Here is a 25,441-nt window from a genome sequence, read left to right as displayed (position 1 = left end):
GATAATTTTTGCTGTATTTATTTTACCAATTTAGTTTAATAACTAATTAATCATGAGGTGGATTTAGGATGCGAATACAAACAAATATGGCTGCTATAAATGCTTATAATAATGTAAAGAAAAATAATAAAAAGGTAACTGATTCAATTGAAAGGTTATCCTCTGGTAAACAGATTAATAAAGCAGCAGATGATGCTGCTGGAATGGCTATTTCTCAGAAGATGGAAGCTCAAACTAATGGTCTAAGACAAGCCAAAAATAATATAATGAATGGAAAGTCTTTGCTTCAGACTGCAGAGGGTGGTTTAAAAGAAATTCAAAGTTTGATACAGAGAATGAGAGAGTTATCAGTTCAGGCGGCTAATGAGACTTTGAATTCAGAAGATAGACAATCTATTCAAAGAGAAATAGATCAATTAAAGGGTGAAATAGACAATATAGCTAATAACACTGAATTTGGAAGTTCTAAACTTAAATTATTACGTCCGCCAACTATTGAAGAAACTTCAGGAAATAAAACTGGAAAAGTTGATATAGTTTTTGTGGTTGATAATACTACTAGTATGGATACTATTCAAGATAAAGTTAAAAATAATTTGACTGATTTTATTGATAATATTAAAAATGAGGGAGTTAATGATATTTGGATAGGGGTAATGGAATATAATAGTAATAGTACAGTAAAAAGTTTTTCTGGCAGTAACTGGACTTCTGATGAAGAGAAAGCAAAAGATAAAATTGCTAATTTAGGTTCTTCTTCTGATGGAGGAACAGAAAATACCATGCAAGCAATTGAGGATACTATTAGTAACTATAATTTTCGTTCTAATGAAGATAGTACTCAAGTCAAGCATGCAATTCTAGTTACTAATGAGGATTCTGATGATGAAGTTAATCTTGATTCAACAATAAATAAAGCGAATACAGAAGGATTACAAATTCATGGTGTATATCCTAAACCTAAAGATGATTTTGGTGATTCTACTTCAGAATTTGATAATCTCACTAGTAATACTGAGGGGAAAAGTGTGGATTTAGATGATTCTTCTTGGGGAACAAAACTTGCCAATAAAATTGGTGGAGCAATAGGTTCATCAGCAGGAAGTAGTACTAAAGAAAAAACTGTAAAACCTTTAAAATTACAGGTAGGTCCTAATCAAGGAGATATATTAGAAATTAAATTAACAGATGCTAGAACAAAGTCTTTAGGAGTAGATAATATTAAAATAGATCCCCCAGAAAAAGCCCAGAAAGCAATTGGAAAATTAGATGAAGTAATTAATAAGACTTCTTCAACTAGATCTCGCTTCGGTGCTTACCAGAATAGATTAGATCATATTCAAAGCAATGTATCTAATTATAATACTAACTTATCTCAGGCTAACTCTAGACTTAAAGATGCTAATATGGCTAAACAACAGATGAAATTAACTAAAAATCAAATTCTACAGAAGGCTGCTCAATCTATCCTAGCTCAGACAAATCAACTTCCTCAGGGAGCATTAAAGTTATTACCTTCGAAAATGAAAAGTTAATACTATAATTAATTTTCTTATAATTAGTCTAAAGAGTATCTTTAGGCTCTTTTTTTATTTTTGATTATAATTAACTACCAACCGACTGGAGCTTCTAAGTGTGATTTAAAGAAGGTTTCTTTAACTATTGAAGAAATAGAGGCAATTAGATTAAAAGATAATGAAGGATTGACACAAGCCAAAGCAGCAGAAAGAATGGAGGTTTCACGGCCAACTTTTCAGAGAATATTGATTAAAGCTAGAGAGAAAATTGCTGAGGCTTTAATTAAAGGAGAAGCAATTAAATTTCAAGGAGGAGATTATAAATTCAAGCCACGTTGCAAAAAATGTGGTAAAGATATTGATTCTAAACAGAAAAGAAAAGGATACCGCCATGAAAAAAAGACTTGTCCTAAATGTGACTAACTTAATGTAGAGATAAGATTGAATAATCAAAGTCAATAATAAGAGTGGAGGAAATATTAGGGCCAACTGTCCAATTAGAACAAGTAAGTATGAGGTATAGGGTTGCTTGACAGAGAAATAAGGTTATAGTATAATTATGTATGAAATTGGATGTTATTTACTATCGGGCTGTGGCGCAGTTTGGCAGCGCACTATGCTGGGGGCGTAGGGGTCGCTGGTTCAAATCCAGTCAGCCCGACCACATATTTTCCTTGCTATATCAAGGGTTGCCGGAGTTTCTATTACTTCGGCTCTTTTTTATTTTTTGAAACCTTGCCGAAACTTATTTGATAATAAACTAAAGGAGATATTTAATTGTATAGTAATTAGTAGAAGGTATCTATAGTTAAATGATGAAAATAATCATATTAGTATATTAAACTTTTATTCAGCTGTATTCTATGAATAATAGGAGGCATAACAGTGAACAAAACAATTGGAGTGATAGCCCATGTTGATGCAGGTAAGACTACATTTTCAGAAGGACTTTTGTATCATACAGATACAATTAGAGAGAGGGGGCGAGTAGATCATCAGAATTCTTATCTTGATATCCATCAGATAGAAAAAGAAAGATGTATAACTATATTTTCAGAACAAGCTGTTATGAACTATAAAGAGGATACTTACTATTTAATAGACACCCCTGGACATGTAGACTTTTCACCTGAAATGGAAAGGACTATTATGGTAATGGATTATGCCATTATAATTGTAAGTGCTGTAGAAGGTGTACAAGGACATACAAAAACAGTATGGCAGTTACTAAAAAAGCATAAAATACCAGCCTTTTTCTTTATTAATAAAACAGATAGAGTTGGAGCAGATCTGGAAAAAGTAATAGGAGAAATAAAAATTAACTTAACTGAAGATGTATCTCTTATGCCTACTTCTCTGGAAGAAGATCTAACTGAAGAAACTATAGAGTTTATGGCTGAGAGAAATGACAAACTACTAAATATATATATGGAGGATAGATATAGTAAAGAAATATGGTTAGATCAGATGAAGAAAATGATTAAGAAAAATGAATTATATCTATGTTCAAGTGGTTCAGCTCTACATGATGAAGGAGTAATTGAATTCTTTGATAAATTTCACTATCTGACAGAAACTGATTATAATGATGACTCTTTTAAAGCTATAATATACAAGATAGGTCATGACGATAAAGGCAATAGAATATCATTTATGAAGATATTAGGAGGAAGTATTAATGTCAGAGATCAACTTAGCTATATATCTAGTGGAGATGAGATAAGAGAAAAGGTAACCCAGATAAGAGTCTATAACGGCAAAAATTATCAGACAGTAGAATCTGCCGATGCAGGTCAGTTGGTTGGAGTGATGGGTTTATCTAAAAGTAGAGCTGGATTAGGATTAGGTAAGGTTGATAAAGCGCCAGTATATAATATGATACCAACTTTAAGGTCGAAAGTTATCTTTGATTCTTCAGTCAATGTAAAGGAAGTACTAACTGCTTTTAATATTTTAAATGAAGAAGATCCTTCCTTAAAAGTTAGTTGGAAAGAAGATTTACAGGAGATTCAGATTCATGTGATGGGACCTATTCAGTTAGAAATATTAAAGAGGGTTATTAAGGATAGATTTGATCTTTCTATAGAGTTTGGTGAGCCTGGTATTATATATAAAGAGACAATCAATGATCAAGTGCTTGGCTATGGCCACTTTGAACCTCTTAGACATTATGCAGAGGTTCATTTAAATATAGAGTCAGGAGCACAAGGTAGTGGTATAGTTTTTGAAAATTTATGTAGTACAGATGACTTAAGTAGTGGAAATCAAAATCTTGTAAAACATCATATTTTTGAAAGAGAGCATAAAGGCTTACTTACAGGGAGTCCTCTAACTGATTTAAAAATATCCTTAGTAACAGGAAGAAGTCATAATAAGCATACCTCTGGAGGAGATTTTAGAGAGGCCACATATAGAGCTTTGAGGCAAGGTCTTGAAAAGGCTGATAATATACTCCTTGAACCTTATTATAGTTTTAAAATAAAAGTGGATTTAGATAATATGGGAAGAGTCTTATCTGATATTCAAAAGTCCAGTGGTAACTTTGAGGATCCAGAGATTATGGAGAATAGAGTTATAATTAGAAGGAAAGTTCCTGTAGCTACTTTTATGAATTATCCTACTGAACTGTCATCTTTTACAGGAGGGAAAGGAATGATAAATCTAGTATTTAGTGGCTATGATATCTGCCATAATCAAACAGAAGTTATAGAGCGAATTAACTATGATAAGGATTCAGATATAGAGTATAGTTCATCTTCTATTTTTTGTTCTAAAGGTCAGGGGTATGCAGTTCCTTGGCATGAGGCAGAAGAAAAGATGCATTGTGGTTAAAGAGAGACTTAATCTTCCTTAAATTTTTAAGAAGGCAAACTAATTTTTTAGTGATAGTAGCTATTTATGCAGGAAAAAATAATTATGTCAAGAAATAATACATCGTAAATACTAGATAATATAATATGATATAAAGGAGGGGTTAGATGGCTAACCAAGTACGAAAGCGAATTTATTTAAGTGGTAGAGTGCAAGGTGTTGGCTGTCGAGCTTATATTAATCAAAATGCTAACTTGTTAAATTTATCAGGCTGGGTTAAAAATCTAGCTGATGGTCGAGTAGAAGCGATATTTACTGGTCAAGAGAATAAGGTAGAAAAGATAATTAATTTAGCTAAAGAAGGACCTCCTTTTGGAAATGTAACTGATATTGAAGTTTATGATGAAGAGTACCAAGGAGAATTTGATAAATTTAAAATAAAGTATTAAGGAGGAATCAACATGGTATTTGGTTTATTTAGTAGTAGTGTAGAGAATATATCACCTGAAGATTTAGAAAAAGAGTTAGCAAAAGGAAAGGAACTGAAGGTTGTAGATGTTAGATATGATTATGAATATGATGAAGGTCATATTCCAGAATCTATCAATATTCCTTATCCAGAATTAAAAAATAATTTAGATAAACTTAGTAAAGAGGAAGAGATAGCAGTAATTTGTACAGCAGGAGTTAGAAGTAAGAAGGCAACTAAAAAATTAATGAAAGAAGGATATGAGAATGTTAGAAATGTAACTGGTGGTATGCGAGCCTGGGAAGGAAAACAAGTATAGTTACAAAGAGTAGTCGCTGTTTTAAGCAGCGACTATTATTTATATATATAACTTGCTAAAAATATATTTTTATAGTAAGTTTAAAGTATAACCTTTTATAAAAAATTTCAATAAAAATTTGAATATATTTAAGATAAGATTATTTTTCAATCATTTATCTATAATAACTAAAGGGGCGATAATTTGAAGAGAGTAAAGTTAATCTATAATCCTATGTCAGGAGATAAGAGTTTTCGCTATTATTTAGACCAATTTATTGAGAAGTTTCAGAGAGCAGGATATGAGGTTAGTATCTTTAGAAGTGCCCAACCAGGTGATTTAGCTTTAGGTTTAGAAGATGTAACAGATAAAATGTATGATGCAATTGTTGTAGCAGGTGGTGATGGTTCAATTAATGAGATAGTAAATGAAATGATGAAACAGGAGTTAAAAGTACCTTTAGGAGTTATTCCAGCTGGGACGGCTAATGACTTTGCTACTCATCTAAATATGCCTTCTGATTTTGAAACCTGCTTTGATGCTATTCTTAATGGACAGATAACAGAAGTTGATGTAGGACAAGTAAATGATAGATATTTTATTAATATTTGTGCTGGTGGTTTATTAGCTAATGTATCTTATGATATTGATGTTAAATTTAAAAATACTTTAGGTAAGATGGCTTATTATTTAAAAGGAATAGAGCAACTACCTAAATTTAAATCTATGCCGTTAAGAATTGAGACTAGTGAAGAAGTAATTGAAGAGGATGTATATCTGTTTTTAGTATTAAATGGTAGAAGTGCTGGTGGTTTTGATCAATTAGCTAAATATGCTTCTATTAATGATGGTAATTTTGATCTGGTGGCTGTTAAAGCTAAACCTTTATCTAAGCTTGCAGTCTTGTTTATGAAGATGCTGCAAGGTGAACATTTAAATGATGAGAATATTATTTATTTAAAAGATGACTATTTTAAAATTGAAGTATTAGATGAAACTTATCAAGATTATGTAGCTGATATAGATGGAGAGAAAGGGCCAAGTTTTCCTTTAGAAATATCTTTATTTTCTAAAAGTTTAAATGTATTAATAAATGGATAGAGTGGAGGGATTGTTATGGCAGGAAGAATTTATGGAGAACAGGTAATGTTACGAGAGTATAGAGAAGATGATTTTGAGGATATGAGACAATGGGTCAATGATTATCAAATAGTTGATTATTTATCAGATATCTTTTTATATCCTCAGTCAGAAAAACAGACTAAAGAATTTCTAGATATGGCTATGAGTGATGATTGGAAGGGCTTTATTATTGCTGATAGAGAAACTGAAGAATATATTGGACAGATTGATTTTGCAGATTTAGATCATAAGAATGGTTATGGAGAACTAGGAATAGTAATTGGCAAACCTAGTAAATTAAATAAAGGTCTAGGAACTGAAACTTTAGAATTATTTTTAGCTTTTGGTTTTGAAGAGTTAAGGTTAAATAGAATTGAATTAGTCTGTTATGAATATAATCAACGAGCTCAACATGTATATGAAAAGGTAGGTTTTATTAAAGAAGGAGTTAGAAGAAAGAAAATATATAGAAATGGTCAATACTATGATGAGTATTTATATGGAATTTTAAAAGAAGAATGGGAAACCTTTTGAATCAGCTCCTTTCTATATTAAAAATTAATATGATTAACTATTCTACCGCCAGTGAGGCGGTCTTTTTATTTAATACATAAGGTGTTGAAAAAATAACTTTACTAATAGTAATTAATACTGTAGATAATTAATACATATAAAATGGAGGTGGAAGGTTGAAGAAACTATCAATTAGTCTACTTATGTTACTGATAATCTGTTTAGTGTCATCAATGGTAAGCGCTGAGACTGTTGATTTAACTATTCTTCACACTAATGATACTCATGCTCGAGTAGAAGAAGGAAAGTATGCTGGAATGGGATTTGCTAAGATAGGAACTTTAATTAAGCAGGCCCGAAAAAAGGCTGATAATGTACTATTATTGGATGCAGGAGATACTTTTCATGGTCAGCCAATTGCCAATTTATCAGAAGGTGAGAGTATAGTTAAGATTTATAATGCTCTTGGTTATGATGCATTAGTACCAGGAAACCATGATTTTAATTACGGCCACCAACGTCTAGCAGAGTTAAACAAAATAACAGACTTTCCTTTGATTGCTTCTAATATAGTTAAAGTAGATAATAATAAAAAGTTTAGATTTCAGCCAGGTGAAATCAAGAATATTGATGGAGTGAAAATAGCTATTTTAGGACTGACTACTCCAGAGACAGCATATAAGACCCATCCTAAAAATGTATCAGATTTAGAATTTAAAGATCCTATTAGAACAGCTAAAGGTATGGTAGATTTACTACAGAAGAAGGAAGCCCCAGATTTAATTATTGCTTTGACTCATTTAGGATTAAGTGAAGGTAGTAAGTATACTACTAAGAAGTTGGCCCAGAAGATACCAGAAATAGATTTGATTATTGATGGACATAGTCACGATAAGATAAATAATGGTAAAGTTATAAAAGGTACTCCAATTGTAATGGCTGAAGAGTATACAAAGAATTTAGGGGTAGTAAATCTGACTATTAAGGATGGTAGGTTAGTAAAGGGTAAGGCAGATTTAATTACTAAAGAAGAAGTAGCTGATGTAGCTAAAGATCAGGAAATTCTAAAGTTAGTTAAGCAGATCAAAGCAGAGAATAAAAAGATAACCTCTCAAGTTATAGGTAAGACAACTGTTGAACTAAATGGGGCTCGAAAAGAGATTAGAACTGGAGAAACTAACTTAGGTAATCTAGTTACTGATGCTATGTTAGTAACAGTTGATGCTGATGTAGCAATTATTAATAGTGGTGGAATTAGAGACTCAATTGCTGCAGGGAAAGTAACTAAAGGAGATATAATTAGAACATTACCTTTTGGTAATTATGTTGTAGTTAAGAAAGTCAAAGGCCGAGTTATTTTAGATGCTATTGAGCATGGTATTTCTAAATATCCAGCTCAGGAAGGATTATTCCCTCAGGTAAGTGGAATGGCTTTTGTTTATGATGTTTCTCAACCAGCTGGAAAGCGTGGTTTAGAGTTACAAGTTAAGGGCCAACCAATAAAACCAAATAAATATTATAAAGTAGCTATTAATGACTTTATGGCTGCTGGTGGAGATGGATATGATATGTTCAAAGAAACTAAGACGATACAGGAATCAGATGGATTAGCAGAGGTAGTTATTGATTATATTAAGTATCAAGAAGTTATAAGTCCCGAACAAGAAGGGCGTATTCTTTCTCTAACTAAAGAAGATAATTATTATCAGTATACAATTCAGTGGGGCGATACTTTATCTGAATTAGCTCTTTGGTTTCAAGTTGATATTAATAAGCTGGCCCAAATGAATAACATTAAAGATTTAGATCTTATTTACGCAGGAGATAAGTTATATTTACCTAGTGATAACTGAAATTAATAATAATTTATAAGCTGCAGATTCAAGCCTGCAGCTTATTTAATTATTGCTTTGAGAAATTCAATGTTTTAGGTAATTTTTCACTTCTAATCTGAATAATTTATAATAGTAGTTTAAGGAGGGAGGGAGTATAATTGCCAGAAGAAAATAGATTATATAATCTATCAACAGCTAAATTAGAAGAAGTATTGGATACAGATTTAGACCAAGGTTTAAATGATAAACAAGTTGATGATAGATTAGATAGAGTAGGATTTAATAAATTGCCAACTAAAGAATCTAGTTCTATATTAAGCTTAATATTAGAACAATTCCAAGATTTTATGGTATTAGTCTTAATTGGAGCTACTGCTATCTCATTTGCTCTAGGAGAAATGGCTGATGCAGTTACTATTTTAGCAATTATAATCTTAAATGCATTAATGGGTTTTACTCAGGAGTATAGAGCCGAAAAGTCATTACAAGCTTTAAAGGAATTATCTGCTCCTACAGCTAGAGTATTACGGGCAGGTCAGATAGAAGAAGTTCCGTCCAAAGAGCTAGTACCAGGTGATATTATTCTTATTGAGCGAGGTGATAAAATACCTGCTGATTCTAGAGTTATTGCAGCTACTAACTTAGAGGTTAATGAAGCCTCATTAACAGGAGAATCAGTACCAGCTACTAAAGAAACTACATCTTTATCAGGTCAAGTAGCAGTTGGAGATAGAAAAAACATGCTCCATATGGGAACAACAGTTACTAATGGAAGAGGTAAAGCAGTTATTACTTCAACTGGTTTAGGTACAGAAATGGGTCAGATTGCTGATTTATTGCAACAGTCAGATGATAGTCTAACTCCGTTACAGAAAAGATTAAAAGACTTAGGTAAGTGGCTAGTTGGAGTCTGTTTATTAGCTTGTGTGGCAGTGGTCGCCTTAGGTATCTTTAAAGGTGAACCTATCTATAAGATGTTTTTAGCAGGAGTCAGTCTAGCAGTAGCAGCTATTCCAGAAGGTTTACCAGCTATTGTAACTTTGGCTTTAGCTATTGGTGTTAAGAAGATGATTAAGCGTAATGCAATTATTCGTAAGCTACCAGCAGTTGAAACCTTAGGTTGTGCTACTGTAATCTGTTCTGATAAAACAGGCACCCTAACTAAAAATGAAATGGTAGTAGAACAGATATATACTAGTGGAGAAATGCATTATTGTCAGGCTGAAGGTTTTGATAAACCTAATTTAAAGAAGTTATTACAGATAGGAGTCATCTGTAATAATGCTCAATTAAAAAAGAAATCTCTATCTAGCAAATTAAAAGATACTATGTTAGGCAATAAGAAACAAGAAGTAATTGGGGACCCTACTGAAGGAGCCTTATTATTAGCTGGTACAGAGAGAGGCTTAGATAAAGCTAAATTAGATCAACAATTTACTCAACGATTAGAGATTCCTTTTAGTTCATCGCGTAAGAGAATGTCAGTTATTGGTCAAAAACAAGGTAAGAAAGAGTTATATATAAAAGGGGCTCCAGATGTTTTAATTGATCGCTGTAGCCACTATTTAGAGGAGGGAAAAGTTAAAAGGTTAACTAAAAAGAAACAGGAAGAAATTATGAAGGCCAATAAAGAATTGGCTAGTCAGGCATTGCGGGTGTTGGCCCTTGGTTATAGAGAAATAAAAGGGAGGTTGGATAAAGATAATTTAGAAAAATATGAAGATAAGATTATATTTGTTGGGTTAGTAGGTATGATGGATCCTCCTCGCTCCGAGGCTAAAGTAGCTATTTCACGTTGTCAAAGAGCAGGGATTAGTCCTAAGATGGTAACTGGTGATCATAAGGAAACAGCTGTAGCTATTGCTAAGAAGTTAAAGTTGTTAAGGAAGGGAGATAAAGTAGTAACTGGTTTAGAATTAGAAGAGATGAATGATAGGCAGTTGGCCCAAGAAGTTGATAATATTGCAGTTTTTGCTCGTGTTTCTCCACAAGATAAATTACGAATTGTTAACCTACTACAAGACAAAGGGCATATTGTGGCAATGACTGGTGATGGAGTAAATGATGCTCCAGCAATTAAAGAAGCTGATATTGGTGTCTCTATGGGAGAAAAAGGAACTGATGTAACTAAAGAAGCTTCTTCTCTGATTTTAGCTGATGACAACTTTGCTACTATTGTAGCTGCTATAGAAGAAGGTAGAGCAATTTATGATAATATTCGTAAATTTATTCGGTACTTATTATCATGTAATATTGGGGAAATTTTGACCATGTTTTTAACTTCTTTGTTAGGTTTACCGTTGCCTTTAGTACCTATTCAAATTTTATGGGTTAATTTAGTTACTGATGGTTTGCCAGCTTTAGCTTTAGGAGTAGATCCAGCAGATGATGATATTATGGATCGACCTCCTCGTAAAACAGATGAAAGTGTATTTTCTCGAGGGTTAAAGTGGAGAATTATAGGTCAAGGAGTCTTAATTGGCTTAGGAACATTATTTGTTTTTTTATGTGGATTAAAGTTTAGTAATTCATTAGCTAAAGCTCGAACTATGGCTTTTACTAATTTAGTAATGGCTCAATTGTTTTTTGTTTTTAGTTGTAGATCAGAAGAACATAGTTTATTAAGAATGAGTCCTTTTAGTAATTTGTTTTTATTAGGGGCAGTAGTAATCTCCTTTGGTTTACATTGGTTAGTATTATATCATCCTTTTTTTCAAGTTTTATTTAAAACTACATTATTAAGTAAAGGAGAATGGGGAACAATACTTTTAGTTTCTGGAGGATCTACATTAATTATAGAGATAACTCAATTTGTTACTAATTTAATTAAAGATAAAGTGTTTGTTCTAGATATTGAAGAGTCTTTAGATAGTTAAGGTGGCTTTTTAGGCCATCTTTTTTTATTTTTTCTTGATAATTAAATCTATAGATGTTAATATGGTAAATGTCGCTTGAGAGAAAGAAGAAAAAATGAAGATTTATTGAGAAAAATAATTAAATTTATTGACATTTGGTTTCAGAAATGTTAACATAATAAATGTTGCTTGAAAGGAGCAGCTCTTTCCTAGGCAAGCAATCAGGTTTTAGAAAAACTTCTTGACAGAAAGACAAACATTTGATAATATAATAAATGTCGCTTGAAAAGGCGACAGAGATTTCGGTCTTTGAAAACTAAACAATGTAACATCCGACTATTCCGAAGTCAGTGTCAAACTCATTTCCTTTTTTCGGAGAGTTTGATCCTGGCTCAGGACGAACGCTGGCGGCATGCTTAACACATGCAAGTTGTGCGAGAAAGTTACCTTCGGGTAACGAGTAAAGCAGCGAACGGGTGAGTAACGCGTAAGTTATCTACCTTTAAATCTGGGATAACTACTCGAAAGGGTGGCTAATACTGGATATACTCTTTTTAGAGGAAAGATGGATTACTATCGTTTAAAGATGAGCTTGCGTCCCATTAGCTAGTTGGTAAGATAACAGCTTACCAAGGCAACGATGGGTAGCCGGCCTGAGAGGGCGATCGGCCACACTGGGACTGAGACACGGCCCAGACTCCTACGGGAGGCTGCAGTGGGGAATCTTCCGCAATGGGCGAAAGCCTGACGGAGCAATGCCGCGTGAGTGATGAAGGCCTTAGGGTCGTAAAGCTCTGTCTTGAGGGAAGAACAACTTAGTAGTGAACAACTGCTAGGTATGACGGTACCTCAAAAGAAAGCCCCGGCTAATTACGTGCCAGCAGCCGCGGTAACACGTAAGGGGCAAGCGTTGTCCGGAATTACTGGGCGTAAAGGGTGCGCAGGCGGTCTAGCAAGTCAGAGGTGAAAGCCACTAGCTCAACTAGTGAAAGTCCTTTGAAACTGTTAGACTTGAGAGTAGAAGAGGGAGATGGAATTCCTAGTGTAGTGGTGAAATACGTAGATATTAGGAAGAATACCAATGGTGAAAACAGTCTCCTGGTCTGACTCTGACGCTGAGGCACGAAAGCTAGGGTATCAAACGGGATTAGATACCCCGGTAGTCCTAGCTGTAAACGCTGGATACTAGGTGTTGGGGGTTCAACTCCCTCGGTGCCGTAGTTAACGCTTTAAGTATCCCGCCTGGGGAATACGACCGCAAGGTTGAAACTCAAAGGAATTGACGGGGGCCCGCACAAGCGGCGGAGCATGTGGTTTAATTCGAAGCAACGCGAAGAACCTTACCAGAACTTGACATCTTTCTGATATTCTTTTAACAGAGAAGTTCCCTTCGGGGACAGAAATGACAGGTGGTGCATGGCTGTCGTCAGCTCGTGTCGTGAGATGTTGGGTTAAGTCCCGCAACGAGCGTAACCCTTATTCTTAGTTGCCAGCATGTAATGATGGGGACTCTAAGGAGACTGCCGCGGAAGAACGCGGAGGAAGGTGGGGATGACGTCAAGTCATCATGCCCCTTATGTTCTGGGCTACACACGTGCTACAATGGCTTACACAAAAGGAAGCGAGACCGCAAGGTAGAGCCAATCCTGTAAAGTGAGTCTCAGTTCGGATTGCAGATTGCAACTCATCTGCATGAAGCTGGAGTCGCTAGTAATCGTGGATCAGAATGTCACGGTGAATACGTTCCCGGGCCTTGTACACACCGCCCGTCACACCACCCGAGTTGGGGGCACCAGAAGTCGCTGACTCAACCAAGTGAGAGAAGCGCCGAAGGTGTGCCCGATAAGGGGGGTGAAGTCGTAACAAGGTAGCCGTACCGGAAGGTGCGGCTGGATCACCTCCTTTCTAAGGAGTTAAACGCTGAGGGTAGTTGGAATGTTACATTGTTTAGTTTTGAGAGACTGAGTCTCTCGTAATTGCACCTTGAAAACTGCACAATAACAACGATTAACCGAGTCTAGATTAAACTAGTAAGGGCGTATGGTGGATATCTAGGCGCCAGAAACCGATGACGGACGTGGCAAGCTGCGATAAGCCTTGACGAGCTGCAAACAAGTGATGACTCAAGGATATCCTAATGGGAGCACCTGGCATGGTAACCCATGTCATCTTAGAGTGAATTAAAATAACTCTAGGAAGGTAACCGGGTGAACTGAAACATCTTAGTAACCCTAGGAAAAGAAAGCAAAAGCGATTCCCTAAGTAGCGGCGAGCGGAAGGGGAATAGCCCAAACTGTAATAGTGTAAAAGCTCATAGGCATTGCTATTACAGAGTCGTAGGGCTATCACGATACTACTATGAAGTATCATAAGCTGACTTTTAGCTAGTCGAAGTGGTTGGAAAGCCACACCACAGAAGGTAATAGTCCTGTAGATGAAAGTTAAAAGAGGCTTAGATAGTACCTGAGTACCATGAGTCACGTGGAACCTCGTGGGAAGTAAGGAGGACCATCTCCTAAGGCTAAATATTATCTGGCGACCGATAGTGAACCAGTACCGTGAGGGAAAGATGAAAAGAACCCCGAGAGGGGAGTGAAATAGACCTTGAAACCATATGCTTACAAGCGGTCAGAGGGCGTATATATATCAGCCTAATGGCGTGCTTTTTGCTTAACGAACCGGCGAGTTATGTGAAGTGGCAGAGGTTAAGCCTAAAAGGTGAAGCCGTAGCGAAAGCGAGTCTGAAGAGGGCGCAAGTCGCTTAGCATAGACCCGAAACCGAGTGACCTATCCATGGTCAGGATGAAGCAGGTGTAACAGCCTGTGGAAGTCCAAACCGCGTTGGCGTTGAAAAGCCATGGGATGAACTGTGGATAGGGGTGAAAGGCCAATCGAACTCGGAGATAGCTGGTTCTCCCCGAAATAGCTTTAGGGCTAGCCTTAAGACGGCTGTATTGGGTGTAGAGCACTGATTGGACTAGGGGCTTACCCAAGCTACCGAATCCATTCAAACTCCGAATCCTAATACAGAAAGCTTAAGAGTCAGACTATGTGGGATAAGCTTCATAGTCGAGAGGGAAACAACCCAGATCGCCAGTTAAGGTCCCAAAGTGTAGACTAAGTGGCAAAGGAAGTGAGACTGCCTAGACAACCAGGATGTTGGCTTAGAAGCAGCCATTCATTTAAAGAGTGCGTAATAGCTCACTGGTCGAGTGGTCTTGCGCCTAAAATATCCGGGGCTCAAGTCTACCACCGAAACTGCGAATTGGTTATCCAATGGTAGGGGAGCATTCTATACGGACTGAAGCAGTACCGGAAGGAGCTGTGGACTGTATAGAAGCGATAATGCCGGTATGAGTAACGAGAAACAGGTGAGAATCCTGTTCGCTGAAAGTCCAAGGTTTCCTGAGCAAGGCTCGTCCGCTCAGGGTAAGCCGGGACCTAAGCCGAGGCCGAAAGGCGTAGGCGATGGATAGTCGGTCAAAATTCCGACGCTACCTATTAGCATTTGAGCGAAGGGGTAACGCAGGAAGATAGACTTGCCTGTCAACGGTATGACAGGTTGAAACACTTAGAAGGATGGTTTAGGCAAATCCGGACCATTGATAACTTTGAAGTGTGATCAGGAGTTCCTACGGGAACGAAGAAGTTGATTCTCTACTGCCAAGAAAAACCTCTAGCAAGGTGATAGGTACCCGTACCCCAAACTGACACAGGTGGACTGGATGAGAATTCTAAAGCGAGCGAGTGAACCTTCGTCAAGGAACTCGGCAAACTAGCCCCGTAACTTTGGGAGAAGGGGTGCCTCAATAGAGTTATGCTCGAAGAGGTTGCAACAAAGAAGCTTAGGCGACTGTTTACCAAAAACACAGGTCTCTGCTAAGACGCAAGTCGAAGTATAGGGGCTGACGCCTGCCCGGTGCTGGAAGGTCACGGGGATATGTTAGGACTTAGATCCAAAGCATTGAACTTAAGCCCCAGTGAACGGCGGCCGTAACTATAACGGTCCTAAGGTAGCGAAATTCCTTGTCGGGTAAGTTCCGACCTGCACGAATGGCGCAACGACCTAAGCACTGTCTCGACGAAGGACTCGGTGAAATTGAAGTGTCTGTGAAGATGCAGACTACCCGCGGCTGGACGGAAAGACCCCGTGGAGCTTTACTGCAGTCTGATATTGAACTTTGGTACACTATGTACAGTATAAGTGGGAGGCATTGAAATCGGCGCGCTAGTGTCGATGGAGCCATCAATGGGATACCACTCTTATTGTGCCGGTGTTCTAACTACGCACTGTAACCCAGTGTTAGGACAGTTTCAGACAGGCAGTTTGACTGGGGCGGTCGACTCCTAAAGAGTAACGGAGTCGCCCAAAGGTTCCCTCAGTGCGGTTGGAAATCGCACGAAGAGTGTAAAGGCAGAAGGGAGCCTGACTGCGAGACATACAGGTCGAGCAGGGACGAAAGTCGGGCTTAGTGATCCGACGGTAGAGCATGGAATTGCCGTCGCTCAACGGATAAAAGTTACCCCGGGGATAACAGGCTTATCTCCCCCAAGAGTTCACATCGACGGGGAGGTTTGGCACCTCGATGTCGGCTCGTCGCATCCTGGAGCTGGAGCAGGTTCCAAGGGTTGGGCTGTTCGCCCATTAAAGCGGCACGCGAGCTGGGTTCAGAACGTCGTGAGACAGTTCGGTCCCTATCCGCCGTGGGCGCAGGATATTTGAGGGAAACTATCCCCAGTACGAGAGGACCGGGATGGACGTACCGCTGGTGGACCAGTTGTCAACCAATGGCATTGCTGGGTAGCTAAGTGCGGAACTGATAAGCGCTGAAAGCATCTAAGCGTGAAGCAGATCTCAAGATTAGATATCCCATGGAATAATCCAGTAAGTTCCCTGATAGACTATCAGGTAGATAGGCCAGGAGTATAAGTATGGTGACATATTAAGCTGACTGGTACTAATAGAACGAGGGTTTAATCTAGATAAAGTTATTATTGTGCAGTTTTGAAAGTGTAATAAATAATTATTAGATAAAAATCACGATTTTTATCTTGACAAATTAGAAGAGTTGAGATATAATGATTCTCGGCTTGAGTAAGAGACAAACTTATTAATGGGGTGTCGCCAAGTGGTAAGGCACAGGACTTTGACTCCTGCACTCGTTGGTTCAAATCCAGCCACCCCAGCCAAAAGCTTAATTGCCTTATAGGCCCCCATCGTCTAGTGGCCTAGGATACCAGGTTTTCATCCTGGCGGCAGGGGTTCGAATCCCCTTGGGGGTACCAAACTACAGTTAACAGTTTACAATTAACAATTTACAGTTAAGTTCAAAGTAAAAAGTTTAAGGATTTAGATTTTTAACTGTAAACTAAAAACATGGGCGAATAGCTCAGTTGGGAGAGCACCTGCCTTACAAGCAGGGGGTCACAGGTTCGAGCCCTGTTTCGCCCACCATTATTTGGGGATGTGGTGTAGCTGGTTAACACGCCGGCCTGTCACGCCGGAGATCGCGAGTTCGAATCTCGTCGTCCCCGCCATTTCCTGAAATATTCGTCATTTAAATAGAATCTATAATCTTAATTTGATCAAGTAAGAAAGTTTTAGGAAAAATATGCTGACGTAGCTCAATTGGCAGAGCAGCTGACTTGTAATCAGCAGGCTACCGGTTCAAGTCCGGTCGTCAGCTCCACAAAAAGGGCCATTAGCTCAGCTGGCAGAGCACTAGACTTTTAATCTGGGTGTCGGAGGTTCGAATCCTCCATGGCTCACCAATAACGCGGGGTAGAGCAGTTGGTAGCTCGTCGGGCTCATAACCCGGAGGTCACTGGTTCGAATCCAGTCCCCGCAACCAAGATTATTATAATTTTTAATTAAATATTGAGCGGGAGTAGCTCAGTTGGCTAGAGCACCAGCCTTCCAAGCTGGGTGTCGCCGGTTCGAGTCCGGTTTCCCGCTCCAATCATCGGAGCATGGCTCAGTTTGGCAGAGCACCTGGTTTGGGACCAGGGGGTCGCAGGTTCAAATCCTGCTGCTCCGACCAAATTATTTTTTGAAAGCCTCTATATGGGGCTTTTTTTATTTTTTTGATATAATTTTTTGATTAATTGAATATGAATTAGTTAAGGTATTGAATCTTTAGCTAGGAGGTGGTAAATGGTGAATTATTATATTTATGCTACTGATCATGCAATTAAGAGATATCAACAACGGCAAAAAGCAATCAGTCGTAAAAAAGCAATTCATAATATAGTTGAGGGAGTGAAAAGAAGTAGATTGATTGGTTTTGCTAAAGGAGAAAGAGAGATTAGAGAGCATCGGGGGGTTATATTTGTCTGTGAACTAGAAAACAATAAAATGAATGTAATTACTATTCTTAATAGTAAAGCAGAGTTGAGATTTGTCAATGAAGATGACAATACTGAATTAAGATAGCTAGTTTAGAATAAAGGAGTTGAATTTGTTAATGGAAAAAGAATTAAAACTTATACTAAATGTACCTTGATTTTTGTTGTCTAAGTTAATATACTTATATGTATAGTATTATAAATATTTAGCTAAGAGGAGTTGAGACGAGTGAAGTTGAGAAGATTTATTGAGGCAAGTTTGTTGTTGGCAGGAGGTTTTATTCTACATCATATTATGCCACCATTAGTAGCAGGAATGAAACCTGATATGAGTCTGTTAATGTTATTTGTGGTAATTCTACTTTATCAAGAACGGAGTTTAACTTTATCTTCTGGCTTAGTAGCTGGAATAATTTCAGCACTGACTACTACATTTCCTGGTGGTCAAGTAGCTAATTTAGTTGATAAACCAATTACCGCTATTACTGTCTTAGGATTAGTTGTTTTAACAGATAAAGTTGAAGTATTAAGTAAATTAAAACTGGGGATTATTGGAATTGCAGGAACAATAGTTAGTGGTAGTATCTTTTTAGGTACAGCTTCTTTAATTGTTTCCTTACCTCAATCTTTTGTAGCTTTATTTATATCAGTGGTTTTACCTGCAACGTTGTTGAATACAGTAGCTTTGTATTTTCTGTATCCTGTAGTAGCTAAAATTAAAGGCATGATGCCAACAACTGATGTTGTTTCGAATGATAATAAAGCAGCTTAGATAGCTGCTTTATTTTATTTTTTGGGTTAACATTTCTTATTAGGTTATGTTATAATATCGAAGTGCTTGAAATTTATTTGGTTGTATAAAATAAATTATGGTGTAAATGGTGTATAATTTTATTAAGGAGGATGAATGATGGATTTATCAGCAGTTTTAAATGAGAAACAAAGAGAAGCTGTAAAGACAACTGAGGGCCCAGTATTAGTATTAGCTGGAGCAGGAAGTGGAAAGACTAGAGCTTTGACTTATCGTATTGCTTATTTAATAGAAGAAGGTGTTGACCCTTATAATATTTTAACTTTAACTTTTACTAATAAAGCATCTGAAGACATGAAACGCAAGATTAAAGAATTAATTGGTCAAAAACCATCTAATATGTGGATGGGGACTTTCCATAGTATTTGTGTTAGGGTTTTAAGTCAGAATTTAGAGGAGTTAGGTTATGAATCTGGATTTGTTATTTATGATCAAAATGAGAGTAAAGCTTTAATTTCTGATATTATTGTTACTTTTGATTTGGATCCTGAGCAATATAATCCTCGAAGTATATCTCAAATAATTAATAAGGCTAAACAGAATTTATGGACTACAAGTGAAATCATTGATTATTATGGAAATAAAGAATATTACCAGAGAATAGCGGAGATTTATGAAAAATATAATGAGACTTTACAGGAGAATAATGCTTTTGATTTTAATGATTTAATTGGGAAAACAATTCAATTGTTTCAGCAGAATGAAGATATATTAGAAAAGTATCAAGAACGATTTAAGTATGTTTTAATTGATGAGTATCAGGATACTTCACCAATTCAGTATCAATTAGCTAGAATGTTATCTAAAAAACATAACAATATTTTTGTAGTAGGTGATGATTATCAGAGTATCTATAAGTTTCGTGGAGCAGATATGAGTAATATTTTGGATTTTAGTGATGACTTTGATAATTGCAAAGTAATTAAACTAGAAAGAAATTATCGTTGTAAATCAAATATTATAGAAGCCTCTAATGCTTTAATTGCCAATAATTATAATCAATTTGATAAAAAGGCTTGGACTGATAATCAAGCTGGAGAGCCAGTTGTAGTTGCAAAAGCAGATGATGAATATAGTGAAGCAGATTATGTAGTAGATGAGATTGATAATTTGGTTAGGTTTAGTGGATATGATTATAATGATATTGCTATTCTCTATCGTTCTAATCATCAATCACGAATTTTGGAAGAAGCATTTCTTAAGCAGCGGATTCCTTATTATATTGTTGGTGGTTTAGGATTCTATGATCGAAAGGAAATTAAGGATATTATTAGTTACTTAAAGGTTGCTGTTAACCCCCAGGATACAGTTGCCCTAAAGCGAATAGTAAATGCTCCTAAGCGAGGAATAGGACCTAAAACTATAGATAGATTAATTACTCATGCTCAAGAACATGTACCTGAATTTGATCTTTTTAGCTTTGCCCAAGAAGATGATAGCTTAGGTTTATTTGATGTAATGAAAGAACCAACTCAGGTATCTGGGATTGGGAAAACTAAAGCAGCTAAAATTAAAAAGTTTCATCAAACTTTAGAGGATATTACTGAAATTCAAAATTCTAATGTATCACTGCCAAATATAATAAAGAGAATATTAAAACGTAGTGGATATCAAGCCATGTTAGAATTAGATGATTCTCAAAAGGCTCAGACTAGATTAGAAAATTTAAAAGAGTTTTTAACTTTAGCAGACAATTACTATGCTAAGAATAAGACTAGAGATTTAAGTGATTTTTTACGTGATTTACGCCTGTTTTCTGATCAGGATGATTTAACAGAAGAGAATCAGGTAAAGATGATGACTGTTCATGCTGCTAAAGGATTGGAATTTCCTGTTGTCTTTATAGTTGGAGTAGAAGAGGAAGGATTTCCTCATTATCGTAGCTTAAAGACTGGAAAGGTAGAAGATATTGAAGAAGAACGACGACTCTGTTATGTAGCTATGACTAGAGCTGAGGATAGATTATTTATGAGTTATGCTTTAGAACGAAAAAAATTTGGTGAAATTAAAGAAAGAAAACCATCTCGATTTTTGAAAGAGTTACCTTCAAAATTTACTTTAGATAAAATTCATGATACAGGTTTTTAAAAGATTTATTGTATAATATAATTGGTAATGAATTAACCTAATATATAGGTTGATGGAGGTGAATTAAATCGAACAGACTTTAGTATTGATTAAGCCAGATGGAGTATTAGAAAAGAAGATGGGTAGGATTTTAACTCGTTTTGAAGATAAAGGGTTAAACATTCAAGGAGCCAAGATGATTTGGCTAGATGAAGAGTTAGCTAAGAAACACTATCAACAACATAGAGAAAAGGAATTTTTTACTAGATTAGTCTCTTATATTACTCAAGCTCCTGTTGTAGCATTAGTTATAGCAGGAGAGAATGCTATTGATTTAGTTAGAAATTTGACAGGGGCTACTAATCCTGTAGAGGCACAGCCAGGAACTATTAGAGGAGATTTTGCTAGGGATTTAGAAGAAGGTAATATTATTCATGCGTCTGATAGTAGAGAAAGTGCAGCTCAAGAAATAGGTATATTCTTTGCTGCTGAGGAAATTTATGATTATTAGCTTTAACAAGCGTGCATCAGCACGCTTGTTATTCTTATTAGTAGTGATTAATGGTATTGACAATAGAAGGAAATAGCTGGTATAATAGCTTAAACGATATACTAAGTAAGTTATGTAAGTTGGAAATAAGCTAGTGGGAGTATTATTTATTTCGATTAGTAATATACATATATAAAGCTTATAAAGGAGTTGGTTTGATGATTCAACCAGGTGATTTAGTTCGCCTGAAGGGCCAACTTGATGGGGTAACTTACCGAGTGAAGTATATTGTTGGAGATAGAGTAACTGTTGAATTGGTTGAACTACCACTAACTACAATTTTCCCACGAGTTAAATTAATTAAAGTAGATTAGAATTGAGGAGGAGTAAAATGTCACTTACAGATGAAGCACTTAAATTACATTTAAAAAATCAAGGTAAGCTAGAGGTGAATAGTAAGGTTAAAGTTGAGAATAAGGAAGATTTAACACTAGCATATACACCAGGAGTAGCTGAACCTTGTAGAGAAATTGCTCAAGATCAGGAGAAGGTATATGATTACACAGCTAAGGGAAATATGGTAGCAGTAGTATCTGATGGTACTGCAGTATTAGGATTAGGAGATATTGGAGCTGAAGCTTCTTTACCTGTTATGGAAGGGAAAGCTCTTTTATTTAAAGAATTTGCAGGTGTTGATGCTTTTCCAATCTGTCTGAATACTACTGATACAGAAGAGATTGTAGAAACAGTAGCAAGAATGGCTCCTAGCTTTGGAGGAGTTAATTTAGAAGATATTTCTGCTCCTAGATGTTTAGAGATTGAACGAGAGTTAAAGAAAAGAACAGATCTTCCTATCTTTCATGATGACCAGCATGGAACAGCAATTGTAGTTTTAGCTGGTTTGATTAATGGGGCAAAAAATGTAGGTAAAGAATTAACAAATTTAAAAGTAGTGATTAATGGAGCTGGAGCTGCTGGTCTAGCAATTACTAACTTATTACTAGAGGTTGGTATTGAAGATATTACTTTAGTAGATAAATTTGGAGCTTTAGCTCCAGGAGTAGAAGAGATGAATTGGGCTCAAACTGAATTAGCTACTCGAACAAATCCAGAGCAGATACAAGGCGATTTAGAAGAAATAATTGTAGATAAAGATGTTTTTGTTGGCGTTTCTGCTCCTAATTTATTAGACAAAGAGATGGTAGCTAGTATGGCTCAAGATCCTATTTTATTTGCTTTAGCTAATCCAACTCCAGAGATAGAACCTAGTTTAGCAAAAGAGGCAGGAGCTAGGGTCATTGCTACTGGTCGTTCTGATTATCCAAATCAAATTAATAACCTACTGGCCTTTCCTGGGATCTTTAAAGGTGCTTTAGAGGTTCAGGCTAAAGATATTACTGATAAGATGAAGATAGCTGCTAGTAAAGCTATTGCTGATTTAGTTTCTGAAGAAGAATTATCGGCTGATTATATTATTCCAGATCCATTTGATGAAGAAGTAGTGAATAGAGTGGCACTAGAAGTCGCTCAAGAAGCAGTTCAGACTGATTTAGCTAAAAGAAATGTTAGTATAGAGGAATTGAAAAATAAATTTAGTTAAATAAAATAAAAAAAGCAAGGACAAAAAAGTCCTTGCTTTTATAAATTAATAAGCTCGTTCTACTTTTCCTGCTTTTAGGCAAGAAGTACAGACTTTAATTCTTTTTGGGCTACCATTAACGATAGCTTTAACTTTCTGTAAATTAGGCTTTTGTACCTTTTTAGAACGATTAGTTACGTTACGTCCTACTCCACCTTCTTTTTTTGCTTTACCTCGACGTGGAACTTGATTCCCACGATTAGATCCTTTACCACATACTTCACAACATCTAGCCATTATCTAGTACCTCCTTTAAAATGTATGTCAGGGGTTAACTCCCTGTTTAAGATGTATCATGATTAGCTCTGCTTAAACATTTTAACATAGATAATAAGTAGTTAGCAAGGGTGATTTCTTATTTTTCAGAGAAATTTATAATAATCCTTTAATATTTCAAAGTTGTTGATTTTTATAACAGAAGAAGGAATTTATTATAATCTATTGAATAATACCCAAAGTAGGAGGCATAAAAATGAAAATTAATAGAAAGACTTCTATTTTAGATTTATTGGCTAATTATCCTGAAGCTAAAGAAGTGTTAGTTGATTATGGATTAGATTGTGCTAATTGCTTAGGAGCTATGGTTGATGACTTAGAGTCAGTTGCTAGGGCCAATAATATTGAAGTAGAAAAATTAATTATAGAGCTAAATGGGTTAAAAAATAATGAGGAGGAAGAATAGATGCAGAAGTTGACAAATGACTTAGGAGTAGTTAATATATCTAAGGAAGTTATTTCAGTAATGGCTGGGTTGGCTGCCATGGAATGTTATGGATTGGTAGGAATGGCTAATCAAAGTCTTCAGGATGGAATATCTAAATTATTAGGCACCCATAATTTAAATCGAGGTATTCAAATTGAAATTATAGAAGATGAAATTAAAGTTGATTTATATATTATTGTAAAATATGGGATTAGAATTTCAGAAGTAGCTACTAATGTAATAGATAGAGTAAAATATACCCTAGAAGAAAAGGCTGGTGTAAGAGTTCGAGAGGTAAATATTAATATACAAGGAGTGAGGATTGATAATGTTGACTAATCAGTTGAAGCAAGAAGTTGAAGAAATAGATGCAGTCCAATTTAAAGAAATGTTAGCTATAGCAACTGATACTTTGGATGAAGCTAAAGATGAAATCAATAATCTTAATATATTTCCAGTACCTGATGGAGACACAGGAAGTAATATGTATGCTACTATCTCTAGAGCCTTAGAAGAAGTTAAAGAGGCACCAGAAGGTTCAGTAGCTAGTGTGGTAGATAAGTTAGCTGTTGGAGCTTTAATGGGAGCTAGAGGAAATTCGGGTGTGATTTTATCTCAATTGTTTAAAGGTTTGGCTGATGGAATTGGAAAAGTTGAAGTTTTAACGGCTGATAACCTTGCTGATGGATTACAAGAGGCGGCTAATGTAGCTTATCAGGCTGTGATGAAACCTGTAGAAGGAACGATTCTAACGGTAGCTAAAGATGTAGGGAACAAGGCTCAAGAATTAAAAGGGCAAGTTGATATTATAGAGTTATTAGTTGCAGTAATTAAAGAGGCTAAGGTAAGTGTAGCTAGAACGCCTCAGTTACTTGATGAATTAGAGGAAGCAGGAGTGGTTGATGCTGGTGGTAGAGGTTATCAACTCTTCTTAGAAGGATTGCTAGCGGGTTTGACTAGAGAAGAAATTGAAGTGAAAGATAATAACTTAGCTAAGGAGATACATCAACAAGTTACAGAAACAGAAGAGAATTATGGTTATTGTACAGAGTTTATTATTCAAGATCCGACTGTTAAAATAGATAAATTTAGAAATGAAATTGCAAATAAGGGAAATTCTTTACTGGTAGCTCAAGCTGAAGAGATACTAAAAGTTCATATTCACACTGACCACCCAGGTCGAATATTAGAGACTGGACTTAGATATGGTAGATTAACTGATATTAAGATTGATAATATGTCACAACAACACCAAGAGCGTATTAAGGATACTATAAAAGATGATAAGATAGAAGTCGATAGGTTGGCAGTCTTGACTGTTGTAGCTGGTGAAGGGTTACGTGAAGTCTTTAATAATTTAGGAGTTGATTATATATTAGAAGGTGGTCAATCAATGAATCCTAGTACTCAGGATTTATTGATAGGAGTTGAAGAGATTGATAGTAATCAAATTGTCATTTTACCTAATAATAAAAATGTTATTTCTACAGCTAAGCAGGTAGAGAAATTAACAGATAAAAGAATCAAGGTAATTCCTACTTGTAATATACCACAAGGTGTAGCAGCAATGATGTCTTTTGACTCTACAGGAGAGTTAGATCAGATTAGTGAGGCTATGGAAGAGGAATTAGATTTTGTAACAGCAGGAGCAGTTACCTATGCAGTACGAGATACTAAATTTGATCAATGGGAGATTCAAAAGGATGATATTTTAGGTTTAGTAGAAGGAGATATTAAAGTAGTAGCTGATGATTATAATCAAGTAGCCATAGAGTTGATTGAGCAGATGATATCTGAAGAAGATTCTTTACTTACAATTTATGTTGGTCAGAATATAAGCCAAGATAAACAAGAAGATCTAATAGTGGCTTTAGAAGAGAGATATTATGAACTTGATATTGAGGTTTATAAAGGACAGCAACCAATCTATTATTATATTATTTCTTTAGAGTAGGAGTGATAAATA

General features: G+C 36.0%; 19 protein-coding genes, 10 tRNA genes and 2 rRNA genes. 30 read left to right on the top strand and 1 reads right to left on the bottom strand.

Annotated elements, in window-relative coordinates:
- The first annotated feature begins 68 nt into the window (after window positions 1-68).
- From ACYQ39_RS02175 to ACYQ39_RS02045, 27 genes are all read left to right on the top strand, one after another.
- Window positions 69-1,535 carry a flagellin N-terminal helical domain-containing protein gene (locus ACYQ39_RS02175; protein ID WP_459840233.1) on the top strand — a complete coding sequence of 489 codons (1,467 nt, stop codon included), beginning with the start codon at window positions 69-71 and terminating at the stop codon, window positions 1,533-1,535.
- Between the two features lie 60 nt (window positions 1,536-1,595).
- Window positions 1,596-1,940, top strand: a complete 345-nt coding sequence (locus ACYQ39_RS02170) for a DUF134 domain-containing protein (protein WP_459840232.1) — start codon at window positions 1,596-1,598, stop codon at window positions 1,938-1,940.
- A 164-nt stretch (window positions 1,941-2,104) separates the two neighbouring features.
- Window positions 2,105-2,181: transfer RNA gene (locus tag ACYQ39_RS02165), tRNA-Pro, on the top strand.
- Window positions 2,182-2,402: 221 nt separating this feature from the next.
- The gene (locus ACYQ39_RS02160) at window positions 2,403-4,349 is read left to right on the top strand and encodes a GTP-binding protein (RefSeq protein ID WP_459840231.1); all 1,947 of its coding nucleotides are present in this window, start codon (window positions 2,403-2,405) and stop codon (window positions 4,347-4,349) included.
- Between the two features lie 146 nt (window positions 4,350-4,495).
- Window positions 4,496-4,777, top strand: coding sequence for an acylphosphatase (locus tag ACYQ39_RS02155; protein ID WP_459840230.1), 282 nt, complete (start codon window positions 4,496-4,498; stop codon window positions 4,775-4,777).
- Window positions 4,778-4,789: 12 nt separating this feature from the next.
- On the top strand, window positions 4,790-5,116 hold the full coding sequence (locus ACYQ39_RS02150) for a rhodanese-like domain-containing protein (protein ID WP_459840229.1): 327 nt from the start codon (window positions 4,790-4,792) through the stop codon (window positions 5,114-5,116).
- Window positions 5,117-5,299: 183 nt separating this feature from the next.
- Window positions 5,300-6,196 (top strand): YegS/Rv2252/BmrU family lipid kinase, encoded by an 897-nt coding sequence (locus ACYQ39_RS02145; RefSeq protein WP_459840228.1) that lies wholly within the window; start codon window positions 5,300-5,302, stop codon window positions 6,194-6,196.
- A 15-nt stretch (window positions 6,197-6,211) separates the two neighbouring features.
- Complete coding sequence (locus ACYQ39_RS02140) at window positions 6,212-6,751, top strand: GNAT family N-acetyltransferase (protein WP_459840226.1); 540 nt, start codon at window positions 6,212-6,214, stop codon at window positions 6,749-6,751.
- Between the two features lie 155 nt (window positions 6,752-6,906).
- The gene (locus ACYQ39_RS02135) at window positions 6,907-8,583 is read left to right on the top strand and encodes a 5'-nucleotidase C-terminal domain-containing protein (RefSeq protein ID WP_459840225.1); all 1,677 of its coding nucleotides are present in this window, start codon (window positions 6,907-6,909) and stop codon (window positions 8,581-8,583) included.
- Between the two features lie 140 nt (window positions 8,584-8,723).
- Window positions 8,724-11,441, top strand: a complete 2,718-nt coding sequence (locus ACYQ39_RS02130) for a calcium-transporting P-type ATPase, PMR1-type (protein WP_459840224.1) — start codon at window positions 8,724-8,726, stop codon at window positions 11,439-11,441.
- A 348-nt stretch (window positions 11,442-11,789) separates the two neighbouring features.
- Window positions 11,790-13,325 (top strand): 16S ribosomal RNA (locus ACYQ39_RS02125).
- A gap of 115 nt (window positions 13,326-13,440) precedes the next feature.
- A 23S ribosomal RNA gene (locus tag ACYQ39_RS02120) occupies window positions 13,441-16,402 on the top strand.
- The 16S and 23S rRNA genes sit together here with 9 tRNA genes alongside, the layout of an rRNA operon.
- Before the next feature lie 133 nt (window positions 16,403-16,535).
- Window positions 16,536-16,610: transfer RNA gene (locus ACYQ39_RS02115), tRNA-Gln, on the top strand.
- Window positions 16,611-16,630: 20 nt separating this feature from the next.
- Window positions 16,631-16,706, top strand: a tRNA-Glu gene (locus ACYQ39_RS02110).
- A gap of 93 nt (window positions 16,707-16,799) precedes the next feature.
- A tRNA-Val gene (locus ACYQ39_RS02105) sits at window positions 16,800-16,875 on the top strand.
- A 6-nt stretch (window positions 16,876-16,881) separates the two neighbouring features.
- A tRNA-Asp gene (locus ACYQ39_RS02100) sits at window positions 16,882-16,958 on the top strand.
- Window positions 16,959-17,034: 76 nt separating this feature from the next.
- A tRNA-Thr gene (locus ACYQ39_RS02095) sits at window positions 17,035-17,110 on the top strand.
- Window positions 17,111-17,116: 6 nt separating this feature from the next.
- Window positions 17,117-17,192, top strand: a tRNA-Lys gene (locus tag ACYQ39_RS02090).
- A 4-nt stretch (window positions 17,193-17,196) separates the two neighbouring features.
- Window positions 17,197-17,272 (top strand) — tRNA-Met (locus tag ACYQ39_RS02085).
- 30 nt (window positions 17,273-17,302) lie between these two features.
- Window positions 17,303-17,379: transfer RNA gene (locus ACYQ39_RS02080), tRNA-Gly, on the top strand.
- A gap of 5 nt (window positions 17,380-17,384) precedes the next feature.
- Window positions 17,385-17,461 (top strand) — tRNA-Pro (locus ACYQ39_RS02075).
- Window positions 17,462-17,574: 113 nt separating this feature from the next.
- Window positions 17,575-17,853 (top strand): hypothetical protein, encoded by a 279-nt coding sequence (locus tag ACYQ39_RS02070; RefSeq protein WP_459840223.1) that lies wholly within the window; start codon window positions 17,575-17,577, stop codon window positions 17,851-17,853.
- Window positions 17,854-17,994: 141 nt separating this feature from the next.
- On the top strand, window positions 17,995-18,537 hold the full coding sequence (locus tag ACYQ39_RS02065) for a tryptophan transporter (protein WP_459840222.1): 543 nt from the start codon (window positions 17,995-17,997) through the stop codon (window positions 18,535-18,537).
- Window positions 18,538-18,675: 138 nt separating this feature from the next.
- The gene (locus ACYQ39_RS02060) at window positions 18,676-20,664 is read left to right on the top strand and encodes an ATP-dependent helicase (protein ID WP_459840221.1); all 1,989 of its coding nucleotides are present in this window, start codon (window positions 18,676-18,678) and stop codon (window positions 20,662-20,664) included.
- Window positions 20,665-20,731: 67 nt separating this feature from the next.
- On the top strand, window positions 20,732-21,154 hold the full coding sequence (ndk, locus tag ACYQ39_RS02055; protein ID WP_459841619.1) for a nucleoside-diphosphate kinase: 423 nt from the start codon (window positions 20,732-20,734) through the stop codon (window positions 21,152-21,154).
- A 197-nt stretch (window positions 21,155-21,351) separates the two neighbouring features.
- Window positions 21,352-21,507 (top strand): hypothetical protein, encoded by a 156-nt coding sequence (locus tag ACYQ39_RS02050; protein WP_459840219.1) that lies wholly within the window; start codon window positions 21,352-21,354, stop codon window positions 21,505-21,507.
- A gap of 17 nt (window positions 21,508-21,524) precedes the next feature.
- Window positions 21,525-22,733: an NAD(P)-dependent malic enzyme gene (locus ACYQ39_RS02045; RefSeq protein WP_459840217.1), complete on the top strand. Its 1,209-nt coding sequence runs from the start codon at window positions 21,525-21,527 to the stop codon at window positions 22,731-22,733.
- A 45-nt stretch (window positions 22,734-22,778) separates the two neighbouring features.
- Here the strand turns inward: ACYQ39_RS02045 and rpmB are convergent, their stop codons facing one another.
- Complete coding sequence (gene rpmB, locus ACYQ39_RS02040) at window positions 22,779-23,009, bottom strand: 50S ribosomal protein L28 (RefSeq protein ID WP_459840215.1); 231 nt, start codon at window positions 23,007-23,009, stop codon at window positions 22,779-22,781.
- A 235-nt stretch (window positions 23,010-23,244) separates the two neighbouring features.
- Here rpmB and ACYQ39_RS02035 point away from each other — a divergent pair, with 235 nt between their 5' ends.
- From ACYQ39_RS02035 to ACYQ39_RS02025, 3 genes are read left to right on the top strand one after another with little or no spacing between them, the layout of a single operon-like run.
- On the top strand, window positions 23,245-23,454 hold the full coding sequence (locus tag ACYQ39_RS02035) for a DUF1858 domain-containing protein (protein ID WP_459840213.1): 210 nt from the start codon (window positions 23,245-23,247) through the stop codon (window positions 23,452-23,454).
- Window positions 23,455-23,814 (top strand): Asp23/Gls24 family envelope stress response protein, encoded by a 360-nt coding sequence (locus ACYQ39_RS02030; protein WP_459840212.1) that lies wholly within the window; start codon window positions 23,455-23,457, stop codon window positions 23,812-23,814. It begins immediately after the preceding gene.
- The gene (locus ACYQ39_RS02025; RefSeq protein ID WP_459840211.1) at window positions 23,804-25,429 is read left to right on the top strand and encodes a DAK2 domain-containing protein; all 1,626 of its coding nucleotides are present in this window, start codon (window positions 23,804-23,806) and stop codon (window positions 25,427-25,429) included. The genes ACYQ39_RS02030 and ACYQ39_RS02025 overlap by 11 nt, the downstream gene beginning before the upstream one ends.
- Window positions 25,430-25,441 lie beyond the last annotated feature (12 nt).

It is taken from the genome of Halanaerocella petrolearia, assembly GCF_054657875.1.
This window is presented reverse-complemented; position numbering and strand designations above follow the sequence as displayed.